This window comes from Caldivirga sp., from assembly GCF_023256255.1.
GTDB lineage: Archaea > Thermoproteota > Thermoprotei > Thermoproteales > Thermocladiaceae > Caldivirga.
This window is the reverse complement of sequence record NZ_JAGDXD010000028.1, coordinates 127,050-151,496: the sequence shown is the minus strand read 5'-3', so window position 1 is coordinate 151,496 and position 24,447 is coordinate 127,050. Positions and strand designations below refer to the sequence as shown.

Genomic DNA, 24,447 nt, shown 5'->3' with positions numbered 1-24,447 from the left:
AATTAAGCTTCATGACTGCTTTCATTTTCATTACAGGCGGTGTAATGAGCAGCGTAGGTAAGGGCATAGCCACAGCATCCATAGCTAAGATCCTCCAGGCTCGGGGACTTTCAGTAACGGCAATTAAGGTGGATCCTTACTTAAACGTAGATGCCGGTACAATGAACCCTTACCAGCATGGTGAAGTCTACGTTACAGCGGACGGTGGTGAAACCGACCTGGACCTAGGTCACTATGAGAGGTTCCTTGATGTTGAATTATCGAAGAGCCATAACATAACGTCTGGTCAAGTATACTTAAGTGTAATTGATGGTGAACGAAGGGGCGTGTACCTTGGTCAGACGGTTCAATTAATACCCCACGTAACTAATGAGATTAAGGCCAGGATCAGGGCAATTGCTAAGGAAGGTTGGGATGCGGTAGTTATTGAGATAGGGGGAACTGTGGGTGATTACGAGAGTTTACCATTCCTTGAGGCCGCTAGGCAAATGAGGCTTGAGGAGAACGGTAACGTGGTATTCGTTCATGTGGCCCCAGTGCCCATTCTTGATGTTACTGATGAATTCAAGACTAAGCCACTGCAGCATAGCGTCATGGAGCTTAGGAGGGTTGGCATACAGCCTGATGTGATAATAATTAGATCCACTAAACCTATAACAAGCGACGTTAAGGCTAAGGTATCCTTATTCACTAATGTTCCTCAAAACCTCATCTTCAATTCCTTCAACGTCGACACTATATACAGGGTGCCGTTAATCCTTGATGAACAGGGGCTAGGTGATATGTTGACTGGGCTACTTAAGGTTAAGGTAAGTGAACCCAAGTGGGATGAGTGGATTAAGTTAGTGAACTCAATGATTAACGCCACTGATGAAGTTAAGGTAACACTGTGTGGTAAGTACGTTAGATTAAGGGATGCCTACATAAGCATAGTGGAGGCTATTAAGCATGCGGCAGCTTGGCTTAGGGTTAAGCCAAGGATTATTTGGTGTGATTCAGAGGACCTGGAGAAGGAGCCTGACTTATTACCCAACATGGATACTGACGCATACGTAATACTACCTGGCTTTGGAGCAAGGGGAGTTGAAGGTAAGATCATGGCTATTAGGTACGCTAGGGAGAATAACATACCACTATTAGGCATATGCTATGGTATGCAGCTTTCAATTGTTGAATACGCAAGGGATGTCCTAGGCCTTAAGGATGCCCACACTACTGAGGTTAACCCAAATACAACGCATCCTGTAATAGACATAACCCCCGAGGAGAAGAATATTAATAAACTTGGAGGAACAATGATACTTGGTGATAGGGAGATAAGTATTGCGGAGGGCAGTATTCTTCATGGTATATATGGTTCATTAAGGATTAGGGAAAGGCATAGGCATAGGTATGAGGTGAATCCATCATACTTTAAGCAACTTCAGGAAGCCGGCCTAGTTTTCTCAGCCATGAGGGTTGATGTACCTAGAGTGGAGGCTATTGAACTACATAATCACTACTTCTTCGTAGCCACTCAATTCCACCCTGAGTTCAGAAGTAGGTTAACTAGGCCGCATCCATTGTTCACAGCCCTACTTAAGGCAGCACTATCCTGGAGACGTGGTGAACCATCACCTTACACTGGGGTTACTCCTCATTAATTACGGGGTTTCTTAAAACACCTATACCCTCAACCTCGGCTTCAACTAAGTCACCATGCTTAAGGAACTTACCCTTAGGGAAACCAACACCTGATGGTGTACCAGTTGAAATGTAGTCACCTGGCTTGAGGGTTATTCCCTGGGAAGCCCAATGTATTAATTCATGAACCTTAAATATTAAGTCCCTAGTATTACCATCCTGCTCCACTGATCCATTAACCTTAAGTGTTAACCTAAGGTTATGAGGATCATTAACCTCATCCTTAGTTACAATGTAAGGACCCACAGGCATTGCCCCATCCATGGACTTACCGTGTATCCAGTCCATACCATATTGATCCATTGAGGGGAATTGCCAATCCCTCATTGAGATATCATTAGTCACCACGTAACCGAAGACGTGGTTGAAGGCGTCCCTAGCATCAATATACTTACCCCTCCTACCTATTACAACCCCAAGTTCAACTTCCCAATCCACCTTATTAGAAGCCTTAGGCTTAACTATAGGTTGCCCATTACCTATTAAGGCATTACGGAACTTCGGGAAGAAGTAAGGCCTTTCAGGGGGTTTAGTGCTACTCTCCTCGCCGTGAGCCTTATAGTTAACAGCGACGCACAGTATCTTCTCAGGGTCGGTTACTGGAGGAAGCCAATTGATTAAGGATGGGTTAACTAATAAGTCTCCTCTACTCGACTTAAGGGCTTTATTAACTAAGTCACTAACAATGCTTAATGCTGGTTCACCATTCTCAATAAGTCTTCTCATGGAGTAGAGGAAGTCGGGGGCTGATTCAGTCTCATAAATAGTCGTGTAGGCTTTAGGCAAATCTACAATACCCTTACCAGTGTACGCTCCCACCCTAGTGATACCGCCTAGTTCAAAGGTAAGTAACTTCATAACTAGGTCTAGTTACCCGGATAAATAAACATTAACCATTATGTTGCTTGAATAATAGTTAAATACAGGGATACACCTTGCCTAACTGCATGATTACCCCAATAGCTGCTACTGTAACTGCAGTAACTGTATTAATGATTTACCCAATAATAGTGCTCATCTATGATCTTAATAATTACCTGGCATATAGAAGAATAGGAATTAAGAAAGTCAATACGGTGGAATGCCCTAATGAGCATGGTGCCTTAAGCGTAATAATACCCACATGGCATGAACCCATTGACACCGTTGTGAACGCTATTACAAGGGCTTTAGGCTTCAATTGGCCTGGCCCAATTGAAGTAATAGTGGTTTCTGATGATGATGAGAGTTACGTTAATGAACTTAAACACAGGGTCACTGGCCTTGGTGATAACGTTAAGGTACTTAGGAGGGTTGTTAAGAATGCTGGTAAGGCGGGTGCACTTGATTATGGGTTTAGGCACTCCAGGGGTGATTATGTTTTAACCATGGATGTTGACTCATTTATAGACCCAAACTTTCCCCTTAAGGCCTGTGGATTAATGTCTAAGGAGAGTGTAGTTGCCGTAGCAGGCAGGTGGTTTGGCTACAATACTGACACTTTAGTTTCTGAGGCTGTTACTGCATCCATGAACCTTGCCGTTGACACTATACAGGGCGGTAGGAGGGCAAGGGGCCTACCAGCCTTAGTCGTTGGTACAGGTACCATGTTTAAGGCAGGTGCGCTCAGGGAGGTGGATGGATGGAGTGGTAGTGGGCCTCAGGATGACGTGTATGTTTGGCTTAAATTAATATCAATGGGCTTCGACGTCGGCTTCATTGATGATAAGGTTATTGGGGTTGAGAACCCAAGGACGTATAGTGTATTTAAGTTTCAGCAGACTAAGTGGGCTTATGGTGTTGCTGATGCCTTAAGAAGAATGATTAGGAGTTTCATGGGTAGTAGCGTTAGCGCTAGGGTTAAGTTTGATGCTGTATTACTTCTAACCCAATACTTAACTCCCGCGTTATTTGTAATAAGTAGCTTAATTGTTGGAGTTACTTCACTGATCCTGGGGGGTTTCATTGGATTAGTCACATTGCCCTTGCTTATCCTTTATGGTTCACTTGCCCTAGCTTACGGTTACTTACCATTAAAGACTAGGAGCGGTGATTTAACGCCTTACTCAGCTGGTAGGTCATCAGCAATGGTTATGTCAATCAGTATTCAAACGCTGTACTCGTATATTAAGGGTTCCTTAGGGCTTAACTTCAGGGGGTGGGATGTTACACCTAAGGGTGGGTTAACAGTGATTAAGACTTTACCCATTGAGACGATAATGATGGTAATCTTCACGGTACTGCTAATCCTTAACTTAATCCACGGTTACTTATCATCATCATTATGGGTAGCCGTGGGTGATGCACCCTACGTGTATGTTCACTACAGGTTCGCTAGGGAATTACTGTAGGTCTTTTTAGAGGAAAGCATTTAAGCGCCTTTAACTTAAGCCTGCGTGTCAGATAAGTTCAATGATGTTGTAGCGGAGTCAGGCTACTATTGGCCTAGCTTTGATGTGTACAGGGGTAAGGTTGAGGCTGGTGGGTTTTATGATTACGGTTTACTCGGTGTACTTTTAAAGAGAAACATTATTGAAAAGTGGAGAAGAACGTTCATACTGCCTTACTTAGACTTCACCTACGAGGTTGAAACCCCCATTATTATGCCCAGTGTAGTCTTCGAGGCAAGTGGGCATGTTGAACACTTCACTGACTACCTAGTCACCTGCAGTAAATGTGGACGCAAGTACAGGGCGGATCACTTAGTGGAGGAGGAGCTTGGGAAGAGGGGCATTAAGATTAAGACTGAGGGACTTAATGAGGGGGAATTAACCAATTTGATAAGGCAGAATAACATAAGGTGCCCTGCCTGTGGAGGTGAATTAGGTGATGTGCAGAGGTTTAACCTTCTCTTCAAGACTACGATAGGTCCATATAGTGAGAACGTGGGTTACCTAAGGCCTGAGACCGCGCAGGGCATGTTCGTTAACTTTAATAGGATATACAGGATAATGGGGAAATTACCTATAGCAATAGCTCAAGTTGGTAAGGTTGGTAGAAATGAGATTTCACCAAGGCAGGGATTAGTTAGGCTTAGGGAGTTTTCCCAAATGGAGATTGAGCTTTTCTTTGACCCACAGGACCCATCCTGCCCATTCATTAATGAGGTTGATGATGTTAAGTTAAGGCTGCTTACAGAGGAGGATGTGGCTAATGGTGTTAATGAACCTAGAGTTGTTTCAGCTAAGGAGGCGGTGAAGATGGGTTACGTTGCTAATGAGTGGATGGCCTTCTACATGGCGCTCTCGGTTAAGTTTCTGAAAAACCTAGGTGTACCTGAGGAGAAGCAGATGTTCATAGCTAAGCTACCCAATGAGAGGGCTCATTACGCTAGAATGGTTTATGACCACGTTGTTAACACTGAGCGCTTCGGTTGGCTTGAGGTCAGTGGGCACGCCTACAGGGGTGACTATGACTTGAGTAGGCATGCATCTTACAGTGGTCAAGAAATATCTGCTGTTAGGAGGCTTAGGGAACCTAAGGTTATTGAGGTGCATAGGGTTTACCCTAACCCATCAAGAATAAGGGAGGTTTACGGTGATAAGGCTCCCTTAGTCCTCAGGGCCTTAGCAAGCGTTAACCCTGAGGAATTGGTTAAGGCATTGGTGGATAAGGGTGAAGCAACCGTTGATGGGTTTAGGGTGACTAAAGACATGGTTTTCATTAAGACTGAGTCTAGGAGGATAAGCACCGAGAGTTTTACTCCTCATGTTATCGAACCCTCATTCGGCATAGACAGGATACTTTACGTTACGCTTGAGAACGCATATACGCTCATTGAGGGTAAGGTTGTTCTTAAGTTACCTAGGGACGTAGCCCCCATTACTGTTGCGGTATTACCAATAGTGAGCAGGGATGAGTTAACTAAGGTGGCTAGGGATATTAGGATTAGCCTAGTTAATGAAGGTATCACGGCGGTTTACGATGATGGGGGAACCATAGGGGCTAGGTACGCTAAGTGGGATAGCTTAGGTACACCACTTGCAGTAACCATAGATGCCGACACCCTTAAGGATAATACTGTTACTGTTAGGGATAGGGATAGTAGAGCTCAGGTTAGGGTTAAGATTCAGGACCTTGTACCCGTCATTAGGGACCTCATAAAAGGTAAATCCATTAATGAAGTTGCCGCCGAGAGAAACCTACCGCTCATAGTGAGAAGCCAGTAGACGCTATAGGTATAAATATAGGTACGGAGGAACACTTATAATTTACTGAAGGTGATTAAACACCATGGTTAATCTTCAGGTTAAGGAAATAGCAGTTATAGGCGGTGGAACAATGGGTCATGGGATAGCGGAGGTTGCTGCCATAAACGGCTTCAAGGTTCACCTAAACGACCTAACGCTCGACATACTGCAGAAGGCGTTGAATAACATAAGGTGGAGCCTAAGTAATCTTCATGAGAAGAGGCAATTGAGGGAAAGCCCTGATGAAGTCATGTCCAGAATAAGTGTAACAACATCACTGGAGGATGCTGTGAGAAACGCAGACTTCATTATTGAGGCCGTCTTCGAGGACTTTAACACTAAGAGTAGTATTTTCAAGAGGGCAAGTGAGCATGCGCCACCGCACGCAATATTAGCCAGTAACACTTCATCAATACCAATAAGTGAACTAGCCTCAGTAACGAATAGGCCTGATAAGGTTATTGGGATGCACTTTTTCAACCCACCAGTATTAATGAAGCTAATTGAGGTGGTTAGGGGTGATAAGACTAGTGATGAGACAGTTAATGTAACTGTTGAGTTAGGTAGGAGGCTTGGTAAGGAGCCTGTTGTGGTTAATAGGGATGTACCAGGCTTCATATCTAATAGGTTGTTCATGAGGCTTATTGAATCTGCTTGCCTAATGGTTATGAATAATGAAGCAAGCATTGATGCTGTTGATAGTGCAGCTAGGTTTAAGTTAGGCTTACCGATGGGTATCTTTGAATTAGTTGACTTCGTAGGTATTGACGTGGTTGATTTAATATTGAAGGCCATGGTTAATAGAGGCTTCAAATTCAGTGGCTGCGGGTTAATTGATGATAAGGTTAAGGCCCTTAAACTTGGGTTAAAGACTGGAGAGGGCTTCTACAAGTACCCTGAGGCTGGGAAGTACAGCAGGGTTAAAGTGCCTAAGGAAGCTGGGGAGGGGGTTAACCCAGTTAGGTTAATTGCATTAGCAGTTAATGAGGCTGCTTGGTTAATTAGAAATAAGGTAGCGTCAGCGGTGGACGTGGACACGGTAACTAAGTTAGGCTTCGGCTTCCCAAAGGGTCTACTGGAGTACGCTGACTCATACGGTATTGGAAGCGTAATCGTTGAGTTAATTAAGTTAAGGGACAGGTATGGTACTGTTGAACCAGACCCATTAATAATGCAGATGGTGTCTGAGGGGAGAGTGGGGGTTAAGGCTGGTTCAGGGTTTTACGATTATGGTGGAGAAGGCTATGAAACAGTTAAACTCACTATTGAGCCACCAATAGCTTGGATTACCTTAAATAGGCCTGAGAAATTAAACGCGATAAACAGTAAGATGATTAATGAGTTAATTGCGGTAGTAAATAAACTGGGGGCTGAACCCTTCGATAGGGTTAGGGTTGTTGTAATTAAGGGTGCTGGTAAAGCCTTCTCAGCCGGCGCTGACTTAACAATGTTCAGTAATGAGGAACCCACTGAGGCGTATTTAACAAGTAGGATGCTTCAGGAATTAACTAATAGACTGGAGAGGCTTAATAAGCCGGTAATAGCCATGATCCATGGCTACGCCCTAGGGGGTGGGCTTGAGTTAGCGTTGGCCTGCGACATGAGGATAGCCTCAGAGGATGCTATACTTGGGTTACCTGAGGTTACACTAGGCCTAATACCAGGTTCAGGTGGCGTTAAGAGACTGGTTAGGTTAATTGGGTTAGGTAAGGCTAAGGAGCTTATTCTAACTGGAGCAAAGTTAACAGCTAAGGAAGCTGAGAAATTAGGTATAGTTAATAGGGTTGTGCCAATTAATGAATTGGAGAATGAAACCAGGACCATTGCGCTTAAGCTAGCTGAGGAACCACCAATAACACTCATGATTGCTAAGGGAATACTTAACATAGCCAGTGAAGGATCATTAGAAGATACGCTTACTGCGGAGTCAATGGGCTTTAGCCTACTCTTCTCAACAAAGGATTCAAGAGAGGGCATCAACGCGTTCTTAGAAAAGAGGCAACCCAAGTATCAGGGTAAGTGAGGGTTCTCTAGTTTATAAAATATTAAAAATTCTCATAAGTATTAATTGAAATAATGAGAAAAATTTAAAAAGAAGAATACTGGCTAATAATAATGAATGTTTTCAGAATACTCAGAGTGGATTTATCAAATGAATCCTTTAAGGAAGAGGTGGTTAAGAATGGTTTACTTAAATCATTCCTAGGTGGTAGAGGTTTAGCAGCCTACTACGCCTTTAATGAAATACCAAGAGGCATTGATCCCCTTGATCCCAGTAATAAACTTTATGTCTTCTCAGGTCCTCTCAGTGGAATAGCTACCTTATCCACAAGTAGAGTTAATGTCACTACAAGGTCCGTGTTAAACGGAGTCTACACTCACTCCAATGCTGGCGGTAACTTCTCCTATTGGTTAAGGAGGTCAGGCTACGATGGCATAATCATTGAGGGTAAGGCTGAGGAGCCGGTTTACCTTGTAGTTAAGAATGGGGAACCATTATTAAAGCCGGCTAAGCATATTTGGGGTAAGTGGACTGGTTCAGCCACTAGAATCATCCTAACTGAGAATGGGTTTCCACCTGATGAAACAAAGGCCGGTGTGGCTGTAATAGGACCTGCTGGTGAGAATCTGGTGAAGTTCGCCGGTATCAGGTTCTCCGACTATGAAAGATTTGCTGGACGTGGAGGTGTAGGTGCTGTTATGGGTAGTAAGAGGCTTAAGGGTATGTTGGTGTGGGGGACAAGGGACTTATATAAGGAGTTAGTGGATAAGGGTGCATTCATGAAAGTTAATAATGAGATCGTGAAGAAACTTGTAACACATGATACAACCAAGGCCCTACACTCATATGGCACTAACGTTCTCATGAACCTTGTTCAAGCTGTCGGAGGCTTACCTCACTATAACTTTGCTGGTACCGGATTAATCAAGAACGTTGATGATGTCAGTGGTGAATTAATTAAGAGTAAGTATGTCGTGGAGACCCATGGATGCTTCAACTGCCCAATAGCCTGTACTCAGATAACCATGGTTAAAAGCGGTTCATTTAAGGTTCCAGGTGAGAAGATTAAGTATGAGTATGAGAATACTTGGGCACTGGGGCCTAACATTGGATTAATCAATGCTGAACCAGTCCTTAAGCTTGAGAAGCTCGCCAATGAACTAGGCATGGATACCATAAGCCTAGGTAACACACTGGCTGTTGCAACCGAGTTGAGTAGAATGGGTAAGCTTAAGCTTGATGTAGACTGGGGTGATGCAGCCTCTTACATTGACTTAACCTATAAGATAGCCTACAGGGAGGGTATTGGTGATGAACTTGCTGAGGGTGATTATAGACTTGCCGTGAAGTATAATGCCCCTGAAACCTTCACTGGAGCTAGGGGACAGGGGTTACCTGCATATGACCCAAGGGCGCATAAGGGTTTTGCGCTGGCGTATTATACTGCAAATAGGGGTGGGGATCATCTTGAGGCGTACACACCAACATGGGAAATTCTAGGTACAGTATTCGGTAAGGCAGGTAAGGTTGATCCACATGATGATTCACCAGCAGGTATTGACCTACAGGCTAGGTTGGTTAAGTGGAACCAGGACCTATTTGCAGTAGTTGACTCATCAATATTCTGTAAGTTCGAAAATCTGGTGCCTAACGTTAATACTGAGCAGGATATAGCTAACCTGTATAATGCAGCCTATGGCTGGGACTTAACTTCTGATGATGTCTTAACCATTGGTGAACGTATATTTAACCTTGAGAGACTCTTCTGGGTTAGAGAAGGTAAGTGGATTAAGGATGAGTTACCACCTAGAATGAGGGAACCAATACCTGATGGACCTGCTAAGGGGCATTCAGCCTCAAGGATGTTTGATGAGGGTATTAAGACTTACTACAAGTTAAGGGGTTGGGTTGATGGTAAACCCACTAAGGATACGCTGAGGAAACTTGGACTCAGTGAATTTGAGTACTTACTTTAATTTATGGAGGATTAACCAAGTTGAATTAACTTATCTTTAAAAGTGGGGTTTCCTGCTTTCATTGATTCACCTTGCCCTTGGTTTGAGCCAATGGGTGAGGTTCCGCAGATAAATGAAGAGAATCAAGGAATTTAAAAACACCCTCAAGAATCCTCACTATGAATGGTGAAGTCACTCAGAGGGTTCGCAGTAATCTAATAAGTTACTTCAGTAATGTTGTAGTTAGTCTCGTACAAGATATCTAGTGCATCATCCATTAGGTTCCTACTCTCACTCTGATATATCGCATGGATGCTACCTACAGCTTGATCGAAGGCGACAAACATGACCTTAGATAGGCTGGGTCTTCTATCCTTCTCGGAGTTAAGGAAATCAACCATGCTTTCCCTAAATCTAATGCCTAATACTATGAGACTCCTTACCCCATAATGTTTACTTATTATTAACTTATAGTGGGGTGTCCAGGGGCATAAGTAAACCACAAGACTTCTTGAACTGTAGGTGAACATGTAGTTAACACCACAGTATATCTCCCTATCGAATATGTATTTACCGTACATTGATAGTGAATGCTTAATCACCCTAGCCCTAGTGTTCTTAGCCCTAGCTAACCCTAACCTAAGGCTTCTTAAGTCAATTAATGGATTAACCAGGACTTCATCATTATGCAATTTAGCTAATTGATTAAGTAGGCCACTTGTTAAGGCGTCTCTAATACCCTTACCATAGAAGGCCCTTATGAAGCCATCAATTGGCTTAAGGTTCCTGGCTATAGTCTCTAAGGTAACCATGAACATTGGGTTATCAATATTACCGTACACTATTGATGATGAATCCAACTGCGGTGGTGGATCCACCTTAGATAAGTAACCTGCTAGGTATTCTGGGATTATTACGGTTGACTTATCAATTCTCATAAGGAATCCACCCTTAACGTAATCATCAATACTTATTCTTTGACCAGCCATACCGAGAAGTTCCCTAAGCCTATCTACGTGTTCACCATTACCAATGTAGTACCAGGTTATTAATATGGGGTTAAGGTTTAGGTTTAGTGAACTTAACCTAGCCTTAACGAGGTTATCAATCCTATACCCCATTTCATCAACTATTGTTCTCCTAACCTTAACCTTACTATCAAGGTCTAGGAAATACACCTTAAGAGCCTCATTAAGCATAAGGCTCATTCTATCACCATACCTAATACTGAAGTCGAGCTCAAGGGCCTCCCTACTCCTAGCCACTGTACCCTGGTACTTAGCTTCAAGTAATTCTAAGTCCTCCATCATCACTTCAGTACGTTAAGCGCCTGCAGGTGAATTTATAAGCCTTGTTAGTGTTCATGCCTTTAACTAAAGCTTTAGAAAACCAGCTCCTTAATCCTACCCATTATTAACCAGCCATGTTCAAACTTACCTAAACTACCTTTACTGGCGTTAATCTCGTTCAATGTTAAACCATCAGCCTTAACCTTACGTGACTTAAGCATTATTGGTACTGGGTCATCACTATGCGCCTTCAGTGCCCATGGAGTTGCGTGATCACTGGTGACTAGTATTGAGTCCCCCCAATTACTCTTAATCAACTTAGCCACGTAATACTCATCAATGTCCTCTATTGCCTTAACCTTACCCTTTAAGTCACCATCATGACCTGGTTCATCAGGCCCCTTTAAGTGAACGTAGGCTACGTCAACCCTTTCCAGGAGTTTCATGGTTGCCTCGAAGCGTTCACCGAGGACCTCATCCTTGGGGGCGTTGTAAAGCTTAACCTCCTCAACATCCATACCCAGCGCCCTAGCTATACCCCTCTCCACAGGCATCTCAGCTACTGCGCCGAATTTAAGCCCATGAAGTTGATTTATCGGGGTTACTTTAGGTAATGAGTCACCTGCATCCCTCACTAGTATTACGTTAGCCTGCAGTAAACCCTTCTTGGCCCTCTCCTTATTTAATGGATGATCCTTAAGTATGTTGATTACTTTATCAACAAATTCATTAGCTAACTTAGCTGTTAATGACGCTGCCTCATCCTGTGGGTTTAAGGGCCTTATCTGTGCAAGCCTATTATCAGGATTAGGTACAGCAACAGATACCTTACCAACCCTAACGTAGGCTGGATCATTATTAGTAACATCCCCACTAAGGCGCCCTGATTTAACACCAATAATCACCACTGCTCTATGGCCAATAGTTGCAATAACCCTAGCATACCCTAAACCACCCCCAAGCTCAATACCGTCAACCGCCTTAGCTAGCTCCTGAGCCTCCCAGGATTCCAAGCTCCTACCAACCCTCCTATCAAGGATAACCCTTGTTTCAGGATTAATAGTGGCGAAGTTAGCCCTAAAGGCAACCTCATGCCCCTCCTTAACCCTATAACCAACCCCAAGGGCTTCAAGAGGACCCCTACCCGTGTAGTACTTATCCGGGTCATAACCCAGTATAGATAATACTGCTGCATCACTCTCAGGAGCTCTACCTACCCCTAAGGGGTAGTGGTATCCTAAGGCTCCCTGAACAGCCAGTGAATCTAAATTGGGCTTCTTAGCCATGGATAACGGGGTCTCCCCCTTCTCATTAGGCCTATCAGCAGCCCCATCCAGTACTAGGAAAAGCAGCTTCATACCTAGACATGGATACAATACTTTTTAAGTGTTCGCAATAGCATTCGATTGAAATCATTTTCCTTAAACCTAGGAAATGGCTTAAGGCTGATTCATGGTATATGGGTTTACCAGCACATAGGTGCAGTCAGTGGGTGGTGGCCTATCATTTAACCGCCTTGTGCAGTATGTTGCGAAAAGCATTTTTAGTCAAGTAACCTTAGGCAATTATGGCTACTGAAATCCCGCCAGCGGTTAGGAATGACTTAGATAGGCTGAGGCAACTTGAGGATCAACTACAGGCAGTATTGCTTAGGAAACAGCAGTATGAGAGCGAACTCAGGAATGTGGATAAAGCCCTCAATGAGTTAAATAAGCTTCCACAGGATTCGAAGGTTTACAAGGTTGTGGGAACCTTTCTACTTTCAACCACTAGGGATGAGGCTATACAGGATTTAAACCAGAGGAAGGAGCTACTTGACCTGCATCTTCAGTCCCTTGTGAAGCAGGAGAATATGCTTAGGAAACAGATAAGTGAATTGGAGAATAAGGTTAAGCAAACGCTCGCTGCAGGTCAGGGTGGGCAAGTTCAATAGAAGAATCAGCGGCGTAATCAATACAGTTATTTAAATACTTGCTTACAATTACTTGAACTTAACATGGATTTAGACTTAAGCCATCATATAGCACCCTGCATCCATTCCTTAGCATTAACTTAATACCTGCATCATTTAGGAAATCCTCCACGCTTTTAACAATTAAATCAACAGGTAATTCATCAGCAATAAACGATATTTCCTCCACAATACTCCACGTAACCTTACCCTTAATAATAACTAGTACATCGAAGTCACTTGAAGGTCTATTATCACCCCTAGCTCTGGAGCCAAAGAGCACTATTGTTGAGTCAGGGTACTTTTTAATTAACCTGCTTATGAAATTCCTGAAATCCTCATCATACTTAGATACCTTAATAATCATTTTTCTAATAAGGTCCTCAGCCATGTTATAACCACCTCAGCGTGTGTTAAGCATTGCACAGCAGTATCCTTATCATAAATTGATGATGAATCGTACCTTGATGCTGAGTAGTGAGGATTAAGTACCCTGCATGAATTAAGGACTTCAGTTGATGCATTTAAATCAATTAACTTAATCAATGTTACTAAATTATGGGTAAATGGGTATGAACCAGCCCTCATGAATAATACACCCTTAGCATATAGTTCAACCGCCTGATGCGATGCATAACAGACTAACCAAAACCTACCCTCCCTTAATGCACCCTTAGCCACCTCAAACCAATCTTCAGCCTTCTTAACTAACTCAGTCACAACTGTAGCTAAGCCATGAGTTTCTAATAAAGTTTAAGCATGCGCTGAAGCTTATTTGCCTAGGCCTTAACTCCTTCATCCTTAATTGACTTAAATATACCTTCCCTATAGTACCTCTTTGATACTTCAGGTGGAATATTGGAGTACTCATCCTCAGGTAGTACACTTAAGGCGTCCCAAGCTATGTCAAGAGTCTGTTCGAACGTTCTCCTTTCATAGAAACCTTGAGCTATGAACTTCCTCTCAAACTCATCAGCGAACCTAAGGTACCTCCTTTCACGCCAACTTAAATTACCCTCACCAACCAGTACTGCTAGGTTCCTAACATCCAATGCCCTAGAGTAGGCTGATATGAGTTGATTAGCCACGTACTTATGATCATCCCTAGTCTTACCCTCACCGACAGCATCCTTCATTAACCTTGATAGGCTCATTAGGACATCGAAGGGTGGGTAAATGCCCTTACCCCACATTGACCTGGATAAGACTAGTTGACCCTCCGTAATGTAGCCTGTTAAGTCGGGTACTGGGTGGGTTATGTCATCGTGAGGCATCGTTAGTATTGGGAATTGGGTAACACTACCCTTTCTACCCCTAGCTCTACCTGCCCTCTCGAATATTGACGCTAAGTCAGTGTACATGTAGCCTGGGTAACCCCTCCTACCTGGTAGCTCACCCTTAGCTGATGAAAGCTCCCTAAGGGCCTCTGCGTAGTTAAGCATATCACTTAATATCACTAGGACGTGGTAATCCCTTTGCCAAGCCAAGTACTCGGCTATGGTTAAGGCAACCCTTGGTGTAAGAATCCTTTCAGCTATTGGGTCACTGGCAAGATTCATTACCAAGACTAGTCTTCTTAATGCACCTGTTCTCCTAAACTCATCAATGAAGAATAACGCCTCCTCGGTCCTAAGGCCAATAGCGGCGAAGACTATTGCAAACTCCTCCTCACTACCCCTAACAGTTGCCTGCCTTGCAACCTGGGCAGCAAGCATATTGTGCGGTAATCCAGTGCCTGAGAATATGGGTAACTTCTGTCCCCTAACCATAGTGTAGAGTCCATCTATTGCACTAACACCAGTCTCAATAGGCTCCTCTGGGTAATCCCTAGCGTATGGGTTAAGTGGCTCACCGTTAACGTCAAGGAAGTCCTCTGCTGGTGGCATTGATAATGAATCCCTTGGCACACCCCTACCGCTTATTATCCTACCCAGTAAATCCTCAGACACTGGTAGCCTTAAGGTGGTTCCATAGAACCTGACTGTGGAGCCGCTTGCCGGTAAGCCAAGGGTCCCTGTTAGGACTTGGGCTATGGCGTAGTCAGGTCCAACTTCAATTACCTGAATAAGCCTAGGTTCACCATCAGGCCCAGTTACAACACCCATTTCACCGTATGCTATCCCCCTAGTCCTTTCAATAACTATCAATGGCCCCTTAACCTCCCTAACAGTCCTATACTCCTGTATCCCCCTAATCTCAAGAAGCTTAGACATTAATTAAGCCGTCGAGTGATTAGTTTTTAACTATTAACGTGAGGACCGGTTAAATGAAATTGAGGGATGAATTAAGGGGTATAGTACCGCAGGACTTACTAAGCCTAGTGCCCTCAGGTTTCGACATAATTGGATCCAGGTCAGGGGCAGTGGCTATCATTGAGATACCCAATGAACTAGACAAGTTCAAGTACGAGATAGCTAAGGCAATAATTAAGAATAGTAGGAATGTTAAGGCGGTGTTAAGGAGGATTGGGCCAAGGAGCGGTGAGTTTAGGTTATACAGTTACGAGAAGTTAATTGGGGAAGTCACTGAGGTTATTCACGTTGAATCAGGGATTAGGTTAATGCTTGACCCAACTAAGGTATTCTTCTCCCCCAGAGATCAGTACGATAGGCTTGATTTAGCATCAAGGGTTAAGGATAATGAGGTAATAGCCTACTTATTCGCTGGGATCGCGCCATACGCATTCATAATACTTAAGCATAAACCCACAGTGCGCTTAATATATGCTGTTGAGATAAACCCGGAGGCAATTAGGTATGCTGAAGTTAACGTGAGGTTAAATAAGGTTAGGGGTAAGGTAGTGCCGGTTGAGTATGATGCGTCACTCTTCTGCGAAAAAATGAGGAATAGCTTCCACAGGGTAATAATGACCCTACCCTTAGGCGCTCACCAATACCTACCCAGCGCCATAAATTGCGTAATGGATGAGGGCATAGTGAACTTCTATCACATTGGCCCGGAGGAAGATCCCTTTAGGGATGCTGAGGAAATCGTGATGAAGCATTGCAGTAACATGAGTGTTAACTGCAGGATAATTAATGAGAGGATTGTTAGAGAGTATGCCCCTAGGGTGTATAAGGTTAGGGTTGACTTTGAGGTAAATAAAAGGCAAACTACCCATACGTGATCGTGATTATTTTTAATTAAAGGGCACTAACTTTAAGCTTTTGTTGGAAACATGCGTTTACCTAATCACAGGAACCTGGGCATTTCCTCCCCTCCCCTCTGTTGCCCACCCTCCTGTGCACCACCAATCCTATGCTCAAAGTATAGCCTTAGTATCTCCGGTACCTCACCAGCCGCATCATATTTCCTAAGTAAGTCAAGGTACTGTCCAGTGTGCTCAAGATCCACCTTTATGAAGTTAACCGCCAGTTCACGCAACTTAGCCTCAAGCTCCTTTAACATATCCGGTGTCATTATTGACGTTATGAGTGGGTTGTTTAGCCATGACTCAAAGTCCTTAGCGGTACGCTCTATGTAATATATCATGGCCTGCGCTGATAATAATAGGGTGTACCTATCCTGGCTCTTAACGTAATCAGCGTACTTCTGTAGATCATCTATTAATTTCCTTTGGCTTATTAACCAACCATCAAGCCTATTTATTAATCCCTTTATGTGAGCCTTAACCTGACTCTCCACGCTCATGTTTAACACTAATCCTAACTACATAACCGCTATATTTAAACCTTTGCCCCAAGCACTATATGCTACTCAACCATAATTAATGTTTATATAATATAATGATTAATCATATATAAGTTAAGAATCTAAACCTATAATATTAAATTTATTATAATTAATTGTAGAATTAATGCAACCACCGCTTACGCCGAATAGACACCAACAGCTAACCTAGCTGCATTATAACCTGGTACACCGGTTATCTGCCCACCTGGGTAATTGCCGGCACTCCCCTGGAATAGGTTAAGGAACTGGGTCCTGTACCCTGGCCTCCCATTAAGCACATATGGTGCTCTCATTGGGATATGGTTAACATCACCATTAGGTACGTTATAAGTGGCCTCGGCATCCTTGGGTGTTAACTTATCTATCACCAGAGCCTTTTCATGAATATCAGGCATCATGTCCAGTAATGAATCCAAGTCACCCATAAACTCTAAAACAACCCCACCCCTGGTTTCATCAAGTATTGACGGTATCACCAACTCTCCAGCCTCAGTGTCCATTATTGAGTGGGCGTAGGGCTTTAATTCAGGGGGGATTCTTGGGTAATCCTTAAGCACAATATTATACTTCCTCCAACCAGGCCTAGGTATACGCCAACTACTCCCCTTACCCTTAATCCATTGATCAAGCAGTATTGGGCTAACTGAGGAAACAACTACATCACCCTTTAAGATACCATCATTAGTGATGACACCGGTCACTAGGTCACCCTTAAACTCCAATCCATTAACCTTAACCCCCAGGCGCACATTAACGCCAATGCTTAAGGCATACCTCAACATTGCATCACCCACAGTACCCATGCCTCCCTTCACAAATGACCAGTCAGGTGAGTAGAAGTAGGCTATTAGGTACGCTGGGGAATTCTCCATACCTGGGTACATGAAGGTGTAGTGGAGGTCTGGAGATAGGTACTCACTCAGTATTCTACTGCATGACTCCTCAATGAATTCCTCAACACCAAGCTTAACGGCCTCATCCCTAATTTCACCCACTGAGGGTGGTTCATTAACAAACGTGAACTTACTCTCCATTAACTCCTTAAATTTAAGTAGCTTACCCTCGAACTCAGGGAACTTAACTTCACCAGCCTTAACCAACGCCTTAACCCTCTTATCCCTATCCCTCCAGAAGGGTATTAGCTTACCATTAATGTAAGTCACTTGAAATGGATCCTGCCTAATCACAGGTATGTTGAATTTATCCATGAATCGCCTGGGCATTAGGCCTAGTACATATGCAGCCCTACTAACCTTCACACCCATCATGGTTTCAGTATCAGCCATACCGCCAACCTTACCCCTAGCCTCAATTAACGTGACATTGAATCCGCTCTCCCTAAGCGTTACAGCAGCCATTAACCCATTATGGCCGCCGCCAATCACTAAGGCAGTCTTAACCATAGTTAATGAATTACCTGAAATATATAAGGGTACACTCATGTAGTGAGGGACCGTTAATATGCTGCTTATTGTAGGATTACTTAATGGTAAATGCACTATTATTACTTTACTCATGTACAGTAGTTGAGAAGCCTTGATTCTTCGTAATATAAGCATTATGCTAAACGTAGCCAGCGGATAAATTTATATTTCTGGGTTATTAGGTTTAAGCTTAATGAATCTAAGTGATGCTATTAATGCAGTAAATAGGGTAAGGGATATAATAAATAGTCATAATACATGGAGGAGGAGGGAAACCATAAACCTAATACCAAGTGAAAACGTCATGTCACCACTGGCTGAGTACTTCTACATAAACGACATGATGGGTAGGTATGCGGAGGGCACTATAGGTAATAGGTATTATCAAGGTGTTAAGTATGTTGATGATATGGAGGCGTATTTAGTTGACCTCATGTCTAAACTATTCCACGCAAGCTACGTTGATGTGAGGCCTATTTCAGGTACAGTAGCTAACATGGCTGTTTACTTAACGTTAGCTAAGGGTGGTAAGATTGCTGCAGTGCCAAGGCAGTGTGGTGGGCATATTAGCCATGATGAGGTTGGTGCCCCTGGGGCATTGGGGCTTAAGGTAATTCACCTACCTTGTGATGAGGAGAACTTCAGCATTAACGTTGACTCAGCGGCAAAGGTCATTAGGGAGGAGAAGCCTCAATTAGTTATATTGGGTGCATCACTTTACTTATTCCCGCATCCAGTTAAGGAGCTTGCCCAGGTGGCTCATGAGAATGGGGCTTACTTAATGCATGACTCAGCCCACGTGCTTGGGTTAATAGCTGGTGGCCAATTCCCCAATTCACTTAATGAGGGGGCAGACTTAATGACCTCATCAACGCATAAGACCTTCCCAGGGCCCCAGGGTGGTGTAATATTCACTAATAATGAGTCCATTTTCAAGAACATTCAAAGGGCGGTCTTCCCACAATTAACATCAAATTACCACCTGCATAGGTACGCCTCCACTGCGATAACGGCAATTGAAATGATGACCTTTGGTGAATCCTACGCCTACCAAGTAAGGTTGAATGCGAAGAGGCTGGCTGAGGAGTTAAGCAAGTATGGTATACCGGTGGTGGCTGAGGCTAGGGGCTTCACTGAGACTCATCAAGTAGTCTTTGATGCTTCTAAATTCGGCGGTGGGGCTAAGGTTGCTCAACTACTTGAGGATGGTGGAATAATCGTTAACAAGAATATGCTACCCTGGGATAGGAGCGCAGTGAAACCCAGCGGCATTAGGATGGGTGTTCAGGAAATGACTAGGGTGGGTATGGGTACTCAGGAAATGGCTGAGATTGCCGCATTCATGAAGGCAATGCTGATTGATGGTAAGGAACCTAGTGCAGTTAGGAGTGAGGTTAAGGAGTTTAAGGCCCATTACACTGAGGTCAAGTATGGCTTCAAGCTGAGTGACGTGGGTATTAAATGCGATTGCCTACCCCTCAATTACTAATTGCCCTTTAAACTAAGAAATGGTTTATTAAACCCACTCACCATATGGTTAAGGTGTCTTCAACATTAAGTATTAGTGAATTAAGGAGGCTGGGTGAGGAGGCTCTTAGTGAGATTACTAGGCATGGTCAATTGGTGGTTGAGCCAGTCTTCAAGACGCTTAACAAGGACTTAGCTGACACGGCTAATAGGGTTAAGGTCTTCTACGTGAACTTCATTGATAAGTACAGGAGAGGTAAGATAACCTTCGGGGAGGGTTTAAGAAATTACCTAGCCATTGATGGTGTGGAGAACCTAGCCAGGTACCTTACCTTAACCGCATCAATACTTTCATCAGTTAGGGTTGTTAGGGTCACTAAGTTCTATGATTCAATAGGTGGTGTTGCTGATTACATGGTTAAGTTCATTAATAATCCTGTTAAGGATAATGGAGTTAAGTTGGCTGAGGAATTCGTTAAGAATTATGGGGAGGCTGAATTACAGCAGGTTAATGATGCCGTTAAGAATTATGCCCTAAGCCTAAGGGCAGTTGCAAGGAGGGGTGGTTTAGCTAAGGAGTTCGCAGTCATTAGGAATTACACTAACCTGGAGAACTTCATAAGAAGCTTCATGACCCCCTACTCCACGGTTCATAGGAATAAGAGCGTTAGGATAATGATAAGGTGGATTGCTCATGAATCTGGGGCACCATTAGCGCTTAAGGTTATGTTAAGGGGGCAGAATAAGTTATACATACCAATCGGCGACATGTACACTGCCTCAGCGGTCATAAGGAGCGGGGCTTACTTGGTGCTTATAGACGATGATAAGGTTAAGGCACTGTACGTTAATTTAAGTAAGGGTAACGTAAAGATACCGTATAAGGTGGCTAGGGTCATTGCTGTTAAAACAATTAGGAGGAGCAGTGACCCAATAGCAGCCGAGAAGGGTGCTTACGATATTGGGTTCAATTGTTCAGTTAACCAGTGTATTGAATGCCCAATAGATGGGTACTGTTCCAAGTTCACCTCATTCAGCATAAGCCTTGATTAATAATAAGCCTACAATTTACGGAGTCCACCATTCGAACCCTATAAGCTTAAGACTATTCATATGCCTAACCGCCAGCACGAAGGTTTTCCTAACAGTATGGCTTAACCTCGCTGCCCTAGTTACATCTAATGCCGTTATGTTACGGCCTGGGTCAATTAGGTGAACGAGCATCGGTGCATGGTCTATGCCTGGCCCTTTCTCATAAACTGCGTAGAGTGAACCAAACTTCAACCCACTCCTAACCACGTAACCCCTATCCCTAAAATACCTGTATAATTCATAGACTAGTTCCCCATGTTCATAACGCTTCTCCACCAACTCCCTAAGAGTATCCTTATCCACCACTGAATCATCATCAACAACCTCCAATAGGCCTAACTCAACTAGGTAAAGGGCCTCAAGCGGCGATAAGTGTATTTGTGAATTCACAGAATCAACCTCCTCAATCTTAATCTTATCTTTACCTAGGAATTTCCCAAAGAAACCAAGCTTATAAAGAGCCCTGGATTCATCAATACTAGGTACAATAACCTTATCCCCCTTAAGTACCCCCTTATACTTAGCGATTGTCCTTCCCTTAGCATCCTGAACCATATTATTTAACTTCCACAGCATTATTTATAAACCTATACTAATAATCTCGATTCAAGTTAAGGAATTGATCTAGGTCTTAGTTAAGCCCAATTAATGCCTATTAAGCACGTAATGCTAGGAGCATTATCAGTTTAGTTTATTAAAAAGCCCCGGCAAGTAGGCAATATGGTTATTACTGGGGAGGAGCTTAAGGCCATACTTAGAAATTACCCAACTGGAGTCACTGTCGTCACTACGGTTAATAATGGTGAATACTATGGTTTAACTGTTAATTCATTCACTTCAGTATCCCTTGATCCACCACTGGTGCTGGTGGCGTTAGACAAGAAGGTGGGTTCACATAAGGCCATTAATGAATCTGGAATATACGCAGTTAACATACTACCCTACGATATGAAGGATGTGGCTATTAGGTTCGCCACAGCCCCAAGGGAGGAGAGGTTTAAGGGATTAAGGATTATTACAGCTAAGACTGGTTCACCCATAATTGATGGTTCAATAGCTTACTTAGACTGCAGGGTAGTGGCTAGGTATGATGCTGGTGATCACACGTTATTCATAGGGCAGGTTGAGGATGGTAAGGTACTTAACCTTAAGCCGCCATTAATATACTTAAACAGGAATTACTACACTATTAAAGTCTCATGATTCCACAGCCAACCTAAGGGAAGCTGCACTTCCCTAAGGCACAATACTTAATTAGCTTAAATAACGAACCTATTATGGAGGATTGGTTAAGGGGACTTAGGGCAATAATGATTAGGAGCCTAAACTACAATAGATTACCCATACCAGTTGAGAGAAGCATATGCAGTGAATGGGCTAATGGGGTTAATGTCCCTGAATCAGGTGATACAATACTTTACACTTCATGTCTTTACCAACTCGTGCCTTATATAAACTCATTCACGGGCCTAATGGAGAAGGCTCCACCGGAGTCGTTAGGCCCCTTAGTAAGTAGGTTCAGTGGCGCGGTTATTACCATGGCTAAGGTTATTTTAAAACCGCCCAGGAGTGAAATTAATAGGGTTAATGGTATTGTTAAGGCTATTGCAAACCTTCTCATTAAGAATGGGGTTAACTTCGCCTTTATGCACGACGAACCTTACTCAGGCGCTTTACTGTATGAATTGGGGTTTGAGGATGACTTCAAAGACTACTTCTCATCAGTGGTGCTCAGTTACTTTAAGAGTAAGGGCATTAAGACCGTGATAACCATTGATCCACATACCCACCACATATTAACCACTGTAGCACCCCGTTTCTTCGGGGACTTAGGCATCAATGTAATTAACTACATGGAGTTGATTAAGGGTGTTGATAAGGCAAGGTTAAGTAGAGTGGTTATTCATGACTCATGCCTATACTCAAGGTACCTAGGGATGAGGGAAACTTACAGGAAACTACTGGAGAAGGCGGGGGTTGAGCATGTTGAAGACCCTTACATAACCGGGATTTCAACATCAATGTGCTGCGGCGGCCCTGTGGAATCCATTAAGCCATCATTATCGAATAAGGTTGCCAGAAGTAGGGTTGAGTCATTATCCAAGTTATCAAACAACATAGTTGTGGCTTGCCCAATATGCTACGCTAACCTATCCAGGAACAGTAACGATAAGGTTAAGATACTAGACTTAGCAGAGGTATTGAGTGGAGTACAGTGAACCCTAACTAGGCTTAGTCTTCAATCACATTGATTCCATTTAAACGGGCATACTTCAAGAGCTTACTAATGCTACTCCATGACTTAGCCTTAACTAAAACTACGTCACCAATGATCTCACTGGCAAGACCAAGCTCACTCACCTTATTCTCAATAAGCCTAAACACTTCAATACCCATGGCCACTGTGAAGAAGCCATCAGGTCCACGTACTTTACGTGCATTAATTGAATCAAGTCTTAAACCCCGCTTCACCTAATCACCCCCATTTTAACTAAGTTATTATTAATAACTCTCATAATCTCCACGGCCTTATCCATTAAGTCCAGGTACTTGGGCAGTATAGTGAAGTTCTCGTCACCAACAGCATACTCTACAGTGCAGTCGGTGTCCTCACATAATATTGACGTGAAGACTGACAGGTCTTCGGTTAACTTAACTATGAGTAACTTCTCTAACCCGTAATCCTCAACAGTCACCTGCCCGTAACTCCTAATTTCATTGATTAACTTGTCAATAATACCATTAATGTTAATGGGCATTTATGTGCTTCCTAGCCTTGGGAAATATAAGCATTACTCATGTTTACTTTAAAAGACCAATAATGAATTAAACCATGGTTAGGGGCACTTTAGGTAACCTTAAATATTAGTATTACATAATACTAAGCGCTAATGAATTATGTTAACGCTCAACCTAGTGTGAGGTACCTGGATCCATTGAGGGATGGTGAACTGATTATTTCCTTCTATAAATCATTAAGTAGGCAATCTATTAGATCACGGTTCCTATGTATGATAAACGATGTTGAGGACTGCGTTAGATCACTATTATCATTAAGGCCAATAGTATATGGTGTCTACTATAATGAGGAACTGGTAGCAGTAGGTGAGGCGTATAGGATTAATGATTCCTATGAGATAGCCCTAGTCGTTAAGGATGAGTATCAAGGTAGGGGTATTGGTAAGTGGCTTGTGGGTTTAATGCTCAGTGATTTATTCGGTAAAAGGGCAGCAGTGAGGGTTTACGCATACATGAGTGTGGATAATATTAGGATGGTGAGGATATCTAGGTACTATGGGGGCAAGGTTTTGTTCAATGATGACTCATATAAGGTGGTTTTTAACGCTAACAACCTACAGCTTAAGGGAATTCAACAATTCAATAATACTACTTGAGATACCCCTAAGTTTACTCACACTTACGCTACCTACTACCTCAAGTTTAATTAAGCAGGTTAACTTACCAGCCTTTAGTTCAAAGGTTAAGTGAACTATATCCCTCACTAAGTCTAGTTCAATCATTGAGGTCACCCCTCTCCCATTATCTCTTTCTCCCATTGATACCTTAACACTAGATATATTACAGTTTAAGGATGAACATGGCCCATCCTTAATCCTCCTAATTAGCTCAGCTACATTAATCAAGTCCTCGGCTGCCACAGGGTTACTTCAACACGCACTTATTAATGTGCTCCAAAGCCGTGATAAAATGCTTGCTCGTTA

The 24,447-nt window shown here is 43.1% G+C and carries 24 protein-coding genes; 12 read left to right on the top strand and 12 right to left on the bottom strand.

Annotated features, from left to right (window positions below; translation table 11 throughout):
• Nucleotides 1–11: 11 nt before the first annotated feature.
• A complete protein-coding gene (locus Q0C29_RS05175) occupies nt 12–1,643 on the top strand; it encodes a CTP synthase (RefSeq protein ID WP_291999590.1) in 1,632 nt (543 codons plus the stop codon).
• Here the strand turns inward: Q0C29_RS05175 and Q0C29_RS05170 are convergent.
• Nucleotides 1,630–2,541 (bottom strand): fumarylacetoacetate hydrolase family protein, encoded by a 912-nt coding sequence (locus tag Q0C29_RS05170; RefSeq protein WP_291999589.1) that lies wholly within the window; start codon nt 2,539–2,541, stop codon nt 1,630–1,632. The two genes, Q0C29_RS05175 and Q0C29_RS05170, sit on opposite strands and share 14 nt — an antisense overlap.
• 89 nt (nt 2,542–2,630) lie before the next feature.
• On the opposite strand from Q0C29_RS05170, the gene Q0C29_RS05165 reads away from it, so the two are divergent.
• The 4 genes from Q0C29_RS05165 (at nt 2,631) to Q0C29_RS05150 (ending at nt 9,830) form a co-directional block, all read left to right on the top strand.
• On the top strand, nt 2,631–4,013 hold the full coding sequence (locus Q0C29_RS05165; protein ID WP_291999588.1) for a glycosyltransferase: 1,383 nt from the start codon (nt 2,631–2,633) through the stop codon (nt 4,011–4,013).
• A 45-nt stretch (nt 4,014–4,058) separates the two neighbouring features.
• Nucleotides 4,059–5,831 carry a glycine--tRNA ligase gene (gene glyS, locus Q0C29_RS05160; protein WP_291999587.1) on the top strand — a complete coding sequence of 591 codons (1,773 nt, stop codon included), beginning with the start codon at nt 4,059–4,061 and terminating at the stop codon, nt 5,829–5,831.
• A 64-nt stretch (nt 5,832–5,895) separates the two neighbouring features.
• A complete protein-coding gene (locus tag Q0C29_RS05155; RefSeq protein WP_291999586.1) occupies nt 5,896–7,875 on the top strand; it encodes a 3-hydroxyacyl-CoA dehydrogenase/enoyl-CoA hydratase family protein in 1,980 nt (659 codons plus the stop codon).
• A 92-nt stretch (nt 7,876–7,967) separates the two neighbouring features.
• Nucleotides 7,968–9,830 (top strand): aldehyde ferredoxin oxidoreductase family protein, encoded by a 1,863-nt coding sequence (locus Q0C29_RS05150; RefSeq protein WP_291999585.1) that lies wholly within the window; start codon nt 7,968–7,970, stop codon nt 9,828–9,830.
• A 194-nt stretch (nt 9,831–10,024) separates the two neighbouring features.
• On the opposite strand, the gene Q0C29_RS05145 is transcribed toward Q0C29_RS05150, so the two are convergent.
• Both Q0C29_RS05145 and Q0C29_RS05140 read right to left on the bottom strand, forming a co-directional pair.
• Nucleotides 10,025–11,122: a hypothetical protein gene (locus tag Q0C29_RS05145; RefSeq protein WP_291999584.1), complete on the bottom strand. Its 1,098-nt coding sequence runs from the start codon at nt 11,120–11,122 to the stop codon at nt 10,025–10,027.
• Between the two features lie 68 nt (nt 11,123–11,190).
• Nucleotides 11,191–12,456, bottom strand: a complete 1,266-nt coding sequence (locus Q0C29_RS05140) for an alkaline phosphatase family protein (protein WP_291999583.1) — start codon at nt 12,454–12,456, stop codon at nt 11,191–11,193.
• A gap of 209 nt (nt 12,457–12,665) precedes the next feature.
• Here Q0C29_RS05140 and Q0C29_RS05135 point away from each other — a divergent pair, with 209 nt between their 5' ends.
• Nucleotides 12,666–13,031 (top strand): prefoldin subunit beta, encoded by a 366-nt coding sequence (locus tag Q0C29_RS05135; RefSeq protein ID WP_291999582.1) that lies wholly within the window; start codon nt 12,666–12,668, stop codon nt 13,029–13,031.
• Between the two features lie 58 nt (nt 13,032–13,089).
• Here the strand turns inward: Q0C29_RS05135 and Q0C29_RS05130 are convergent, their stop codons facing one another.
• The 3 genes from Q0C29_RS05130 to Q0C29_RS05120 are packed head-to-tail and all read right to left on the bottom strand — an operon-like array spanning nt 13,090 to nt 15,262.
• Nucleotides 13,090–13,440, bottom strand: a complete 351-nt coding sequence (locus tag Q0C29_RS05130) for a nucleotidyltransferase domain-containing protein (protein ID WP_291999581.1) — start codon at nt 13,438–13,440, stop codon at nt 13,090–13,092.
• Nucleotides 13,413–13,769, bottom strand: a complete 357-nt coding sequence (locus Q0C29_RS05125; protein WP_291999580.1) for a HEPN domain-containing protein — start codon at nt 13,767–13,769, stop codon at nt 13,413–13,415. Before Q0C29_RS05125 ends, Q0C29_RS05130 begins: the two co-directional genes overlap by 28 nt.
• A gap of 59 nt (nt 13,770–13,828) precedes the next feature.
• Nucleotides 13,829–15,262, bottom strand: a complete 1,434-nt coding sequence (locus Q0C29_RS05120; protein ID WP_291999579.1) for a V-type ATP synthase subunit B — start codon at nt 15,260–15,262, stop codon at nt 13,829–13,831.
• Nucleotides 15,263–15,315: 53 nt separating this feature from the next.
• On the opposite strand from Q0C29_RS05120, the gene Q0C29_RS05115 reads away from it, so the two are divergent.
• A complete protein-coding gene (locus Q0C29_RS05115; protein WP_291999578.1) occupies nt 15,316–16,176 on the top strand; it encodes a class I SAM-dependent methyltransferase family protein in 861 nt (286 codons plus the stop codon).
• A gap of 65 nt (nt 16,177–16,241) precedes the next feature.
• Here Q0C29_RS05115 and Q0C29_RS05110 read toward each other — a convergent pair whose 3' ends face one another.
• Nucleotides 16,242–16,700 carry a DUF2153 family protein gene (locus Q0C29_RS05110; RefSeq protein WP_291999643.1) on the bottom strand — a complete coding sequence of 153 codons (459 nt, stop codon included), beginning with the start codon at nt 16,698–16,700 and terminating at the stop codon, nt 16,242–16,244.
• A gap of 179 nt (nt 16,701–16,879) precedes the next feature.
• Nucleotides 16,880–18,301, bottom strand: coding sequence for an NAD(P)/FAD-dependent oxidoreductase (locus Q0C29_RS05105; protein ID WP_291999577.1), 1,422 nt, complete (start codon nt 18,299–18,301; stop codon nt 16,880–16,882).
• 58 nt (nt 18,302–18,359) lie between these two features.
• On the opposite strand from Q0C29_RS05105, the gene glyA reads away from it, so the two are divergent.
• Entirely contained in the window at nt 18,360–19,655 is a 1,296-nt protein-coding gene (gene glyA, locus Q0C29_RS05100; protein ID WP_291999576.1) for a serine hydroxymethyltransferase, read from the top strand.
• Between the two features lie 53 nt (nt 19,656–19,708).
• A complete protein-coding gene (locus tag Q0C29_RS05095) occupies nt 19,709–20,686 on the top strand; it encodes a hypothetical protein (RefSeq protein WP_291999575.1) in 978 nt (325 codons plus the stop codon).
• A gap of 15 nt (nt 20,687–20,701) precedes the next feature.
• Here the strand turns inward: Q0C29_RS05095 and endA are convergent, their stop codons facing one another.
• The gene (endA, locus tag Q0C29_RS05090; RefSeq protein WP_291999574.1) at nt 20,702–21,280 is read right to left on the bottom strand and encodes a tRNA-intron lyase; all 579 of its coding nucleotides are present in this window, start codon (nt 21,278–21,280) and stop codon (nt 20,702–20,704) included.
• A 165-nt stretch (nt 21,281–21,445) separates the two neighbouring features.
• Between endA and Q0C29_RS05085 the strand changes: the two genes are divergently transcribed.
• Both Q0C29_RS05085 and Q0C29_RS05080 read left to right on the top strand, forming a co-directional pair.
• On the top strand, nt 21,446–21,928 hold the full coding sequence (locus tag Q0C29_RS05085; protein WP_291999573.1) for a flavin reductase family protein: 483 nt from the start codon (nt 21,446–21,448) through the stop codon (nt 21,926–21,928).
• 74 nt (nt 21,929–22,002) lie between these two features.
• Nucleotides 22,003–22,944: a (Fe-S)-binding protein gene (locus Q0C29_RS05080; RefSeq protein WP_291999572.1), complete on the top strand. Its 942-nt coding sequence runs from the start codon at nt 22,003–22,005 to the stop codon at nt 22,942–22,944.
• Between the two features lie 13 nt (nt 22,945–22,957).
• On the opposite strand, the gene Q0C29_RS05075 is transcribed toward Q0C29_RS05080, so the two are convergent.
• Together Q0C29_RS05075 and Q0C29_RS05070 are read right to left on the bottom strand one after the other, a co-directional pair.
• A complete protein-coding gene (locus tag Q0C29_RS05075) occupies nt 22,958–23,197 on the bottom strand; it encodes a hypothetical protein (RefSeq protein ID WP_291999571.1) in 240 nt (79 codons plus the stop codon).
• Nucleotides 23,194–23,484, bottom strand: a complete 291-nt coding sequence (locus Q0C29_RS05070; RefSeq protein WP_291999570.1) for a hypothetical protein — start codon at nt 23,482–23,484, stop codon at nt 23,194–23,196. The genes Q0C29_RS05075 and Q0C29_RS05070 overlap by 4 nt, the downstream gene beginning before the upstream one ends.
• A 132-nt stretch (nt 23,485–23,616) precedes the next feature.
• On the opposite strand from Q0C29_RS05070, the gene Q0C29_RS05065 reads away from it, so the two are divergent.
• Nucleotides 23,617–24,120, top strand: coding sequence for a GNAT family N-acetyltransferase (locus tag Q0C29_RS05065; protein ID WP_291999569.1), 504 nt, complete (start codon nt 23,617–23,619; stop codon nt 24,118–24,120).
• On the opposite strand, the gene Q0C29_RS05060 is transcribed toward Q0C29_RS05065, so the two are convergent.
• Nucleotides 24,079–24,384: a hypothetical protein gene (locus Q0C29_RS05060; RefSeq protein WP_291999568.1), complete on the bottom strand. Its 306-nt coding sequence runs from the start codon at nt 24,382–24,384 to the stop codon at nt 24,079–24,081. The two genes, Q0C29_RS05065 and Q0C29_RS05060, sit on opposite strands and share 42 nt — an antisense overlap.
• Nucleotides 24,385–24,447: the final 63 nt, after the last annotated feature.

Excerpts from the sequence above, each read along its gene's own strand:
- Q0C29_RS05110 (WP_291999643.1), bottom strand. The coding sequence starts at position 16,700 with ATGAGCGTGGAGAGTCAGGTTAAGGCTCACATAAAGGGATTAATAAAT.
- Q0C29_RS05150 (WP_291999585.1), top strand. The coding sequence starts at position 7,968 with ATGAATGTTTTCAGAATACTCAGAGTGGATTTATCAAATGAATCCTTT.
- Q0C29_RS05165 (WP_291999588.1), top strand. The coding sequence starts at position 2,631 with ATGATTACCCCAATAGCTGCTACTGTAACTGCAGTAACTGTATTAATG.
- endA (WP_291999574.1), bottom strand. The coding sequence starts at position 21,280 with ATGGTTCAGGATGCTAAGGGAAGGACAATCGCTAAGTATAAGGGGGTA.
- Q0C29_RS05115 (WP_291999578.1), top strand. The coding sequence starts at position 15,316 with ATGAAATTGAGGGATGAATTAAGGGGTATAGTACCGCAGGACTTACTA.
- glyA (WP_291999576.1), top strand. The coding sequence starts at position 18,360 with ATGAATCTAAGTGATGCTATTAATGCAGTAAATAGGGTAAGGGATATA.
- Q0C29_RS05140 (WP_291999583.1), bottom strand. The coding sequence starts at position 12,456 with ATGAAGCTGCTTTTCCTAGTACTGGATGGGGCTGCTGATAGGCCTAAT.
- Q0C29_RS05135 (WP_291999582.1), top strand. The coding sequence starts at position 12,666 with ATGGCTACTGAAATCCCGCCAGCGGTTAGGAATGACTTAGATAGGCTG.
- Q0C29_RS05175 (WP_291999590.1), top strand. The coding sequence starts at position 12 with ATGACTGCTTTCATTTTCATTACAGGCGGTGTAATGAGCAGCGTAGGT.
- Q0C29_RS05080 (WP_291999572.1), top strand. The coding sequence starts at position 22,003 with ATGGAGGATTGGTTAAGGGGACTTAGGGCAATAATGATTAGGAGCCTA.
- Q0C29_RS05155 (WP_291999586.1), top strand. The coding sequence starts at position 5,896 with ATGGTTAATCTTCAGGTTAAGGAAATAGCAGTTATAGGCGGTGGAACA.
- Q0C29_RS05170 (WP_291999589.1), bottom strand. The coding sequence starts at position 2,541 with ATGAAGTTACTTACCTTTGAACTAGGCGGTATCACTAGGGTGGGAGCG.
- Q0C29_RS05105 (WP_291999577.1), bottom strand. The coding sequence starts at position 18,301 with ATGCTTATATTACGAAGAATCAAGGCTTCTCAACTACTGTACATGAGT.
- Q0C29_RS05120 (WP_291999579.1), bottom strand. The coding sequence starts at position 15,262 with ATGTCTAAGCTTCTTGAGATTAGGGGGATACAGGAGTATAGGACTGTT.
- Q0C29_RS05130 (WP_291999581.1), bottom strand. The coding sequence starts at position 13,440 with ATGGCTGAGGACCTTATTAGAAAAATGATTATTAAGGTATCTAAGTAT.
- Q0C29_RS05085 (WP_291999573.1), top strand. The coding sequence starts at position 21,446 with ATGGTTATTACTGGGGAGGAGCTTAAGGCCATACTTAGAAATTACCCA.
- Q0C29_RS05065 (WP_291999569.1), top strand. The coding sequence starts at position 23,617 with ATGAATTATGTTAACGCTCAACCTAGTGTGAGGTACCTGGATCCATTG.
- Q0C29_RS05070 (WP_291999570.1), bottom strand. The coding sequence starts at position 23,484 with ATGCCCATTAACATTAATGGTATTATTGACAAGTTAATCAATGAAATT.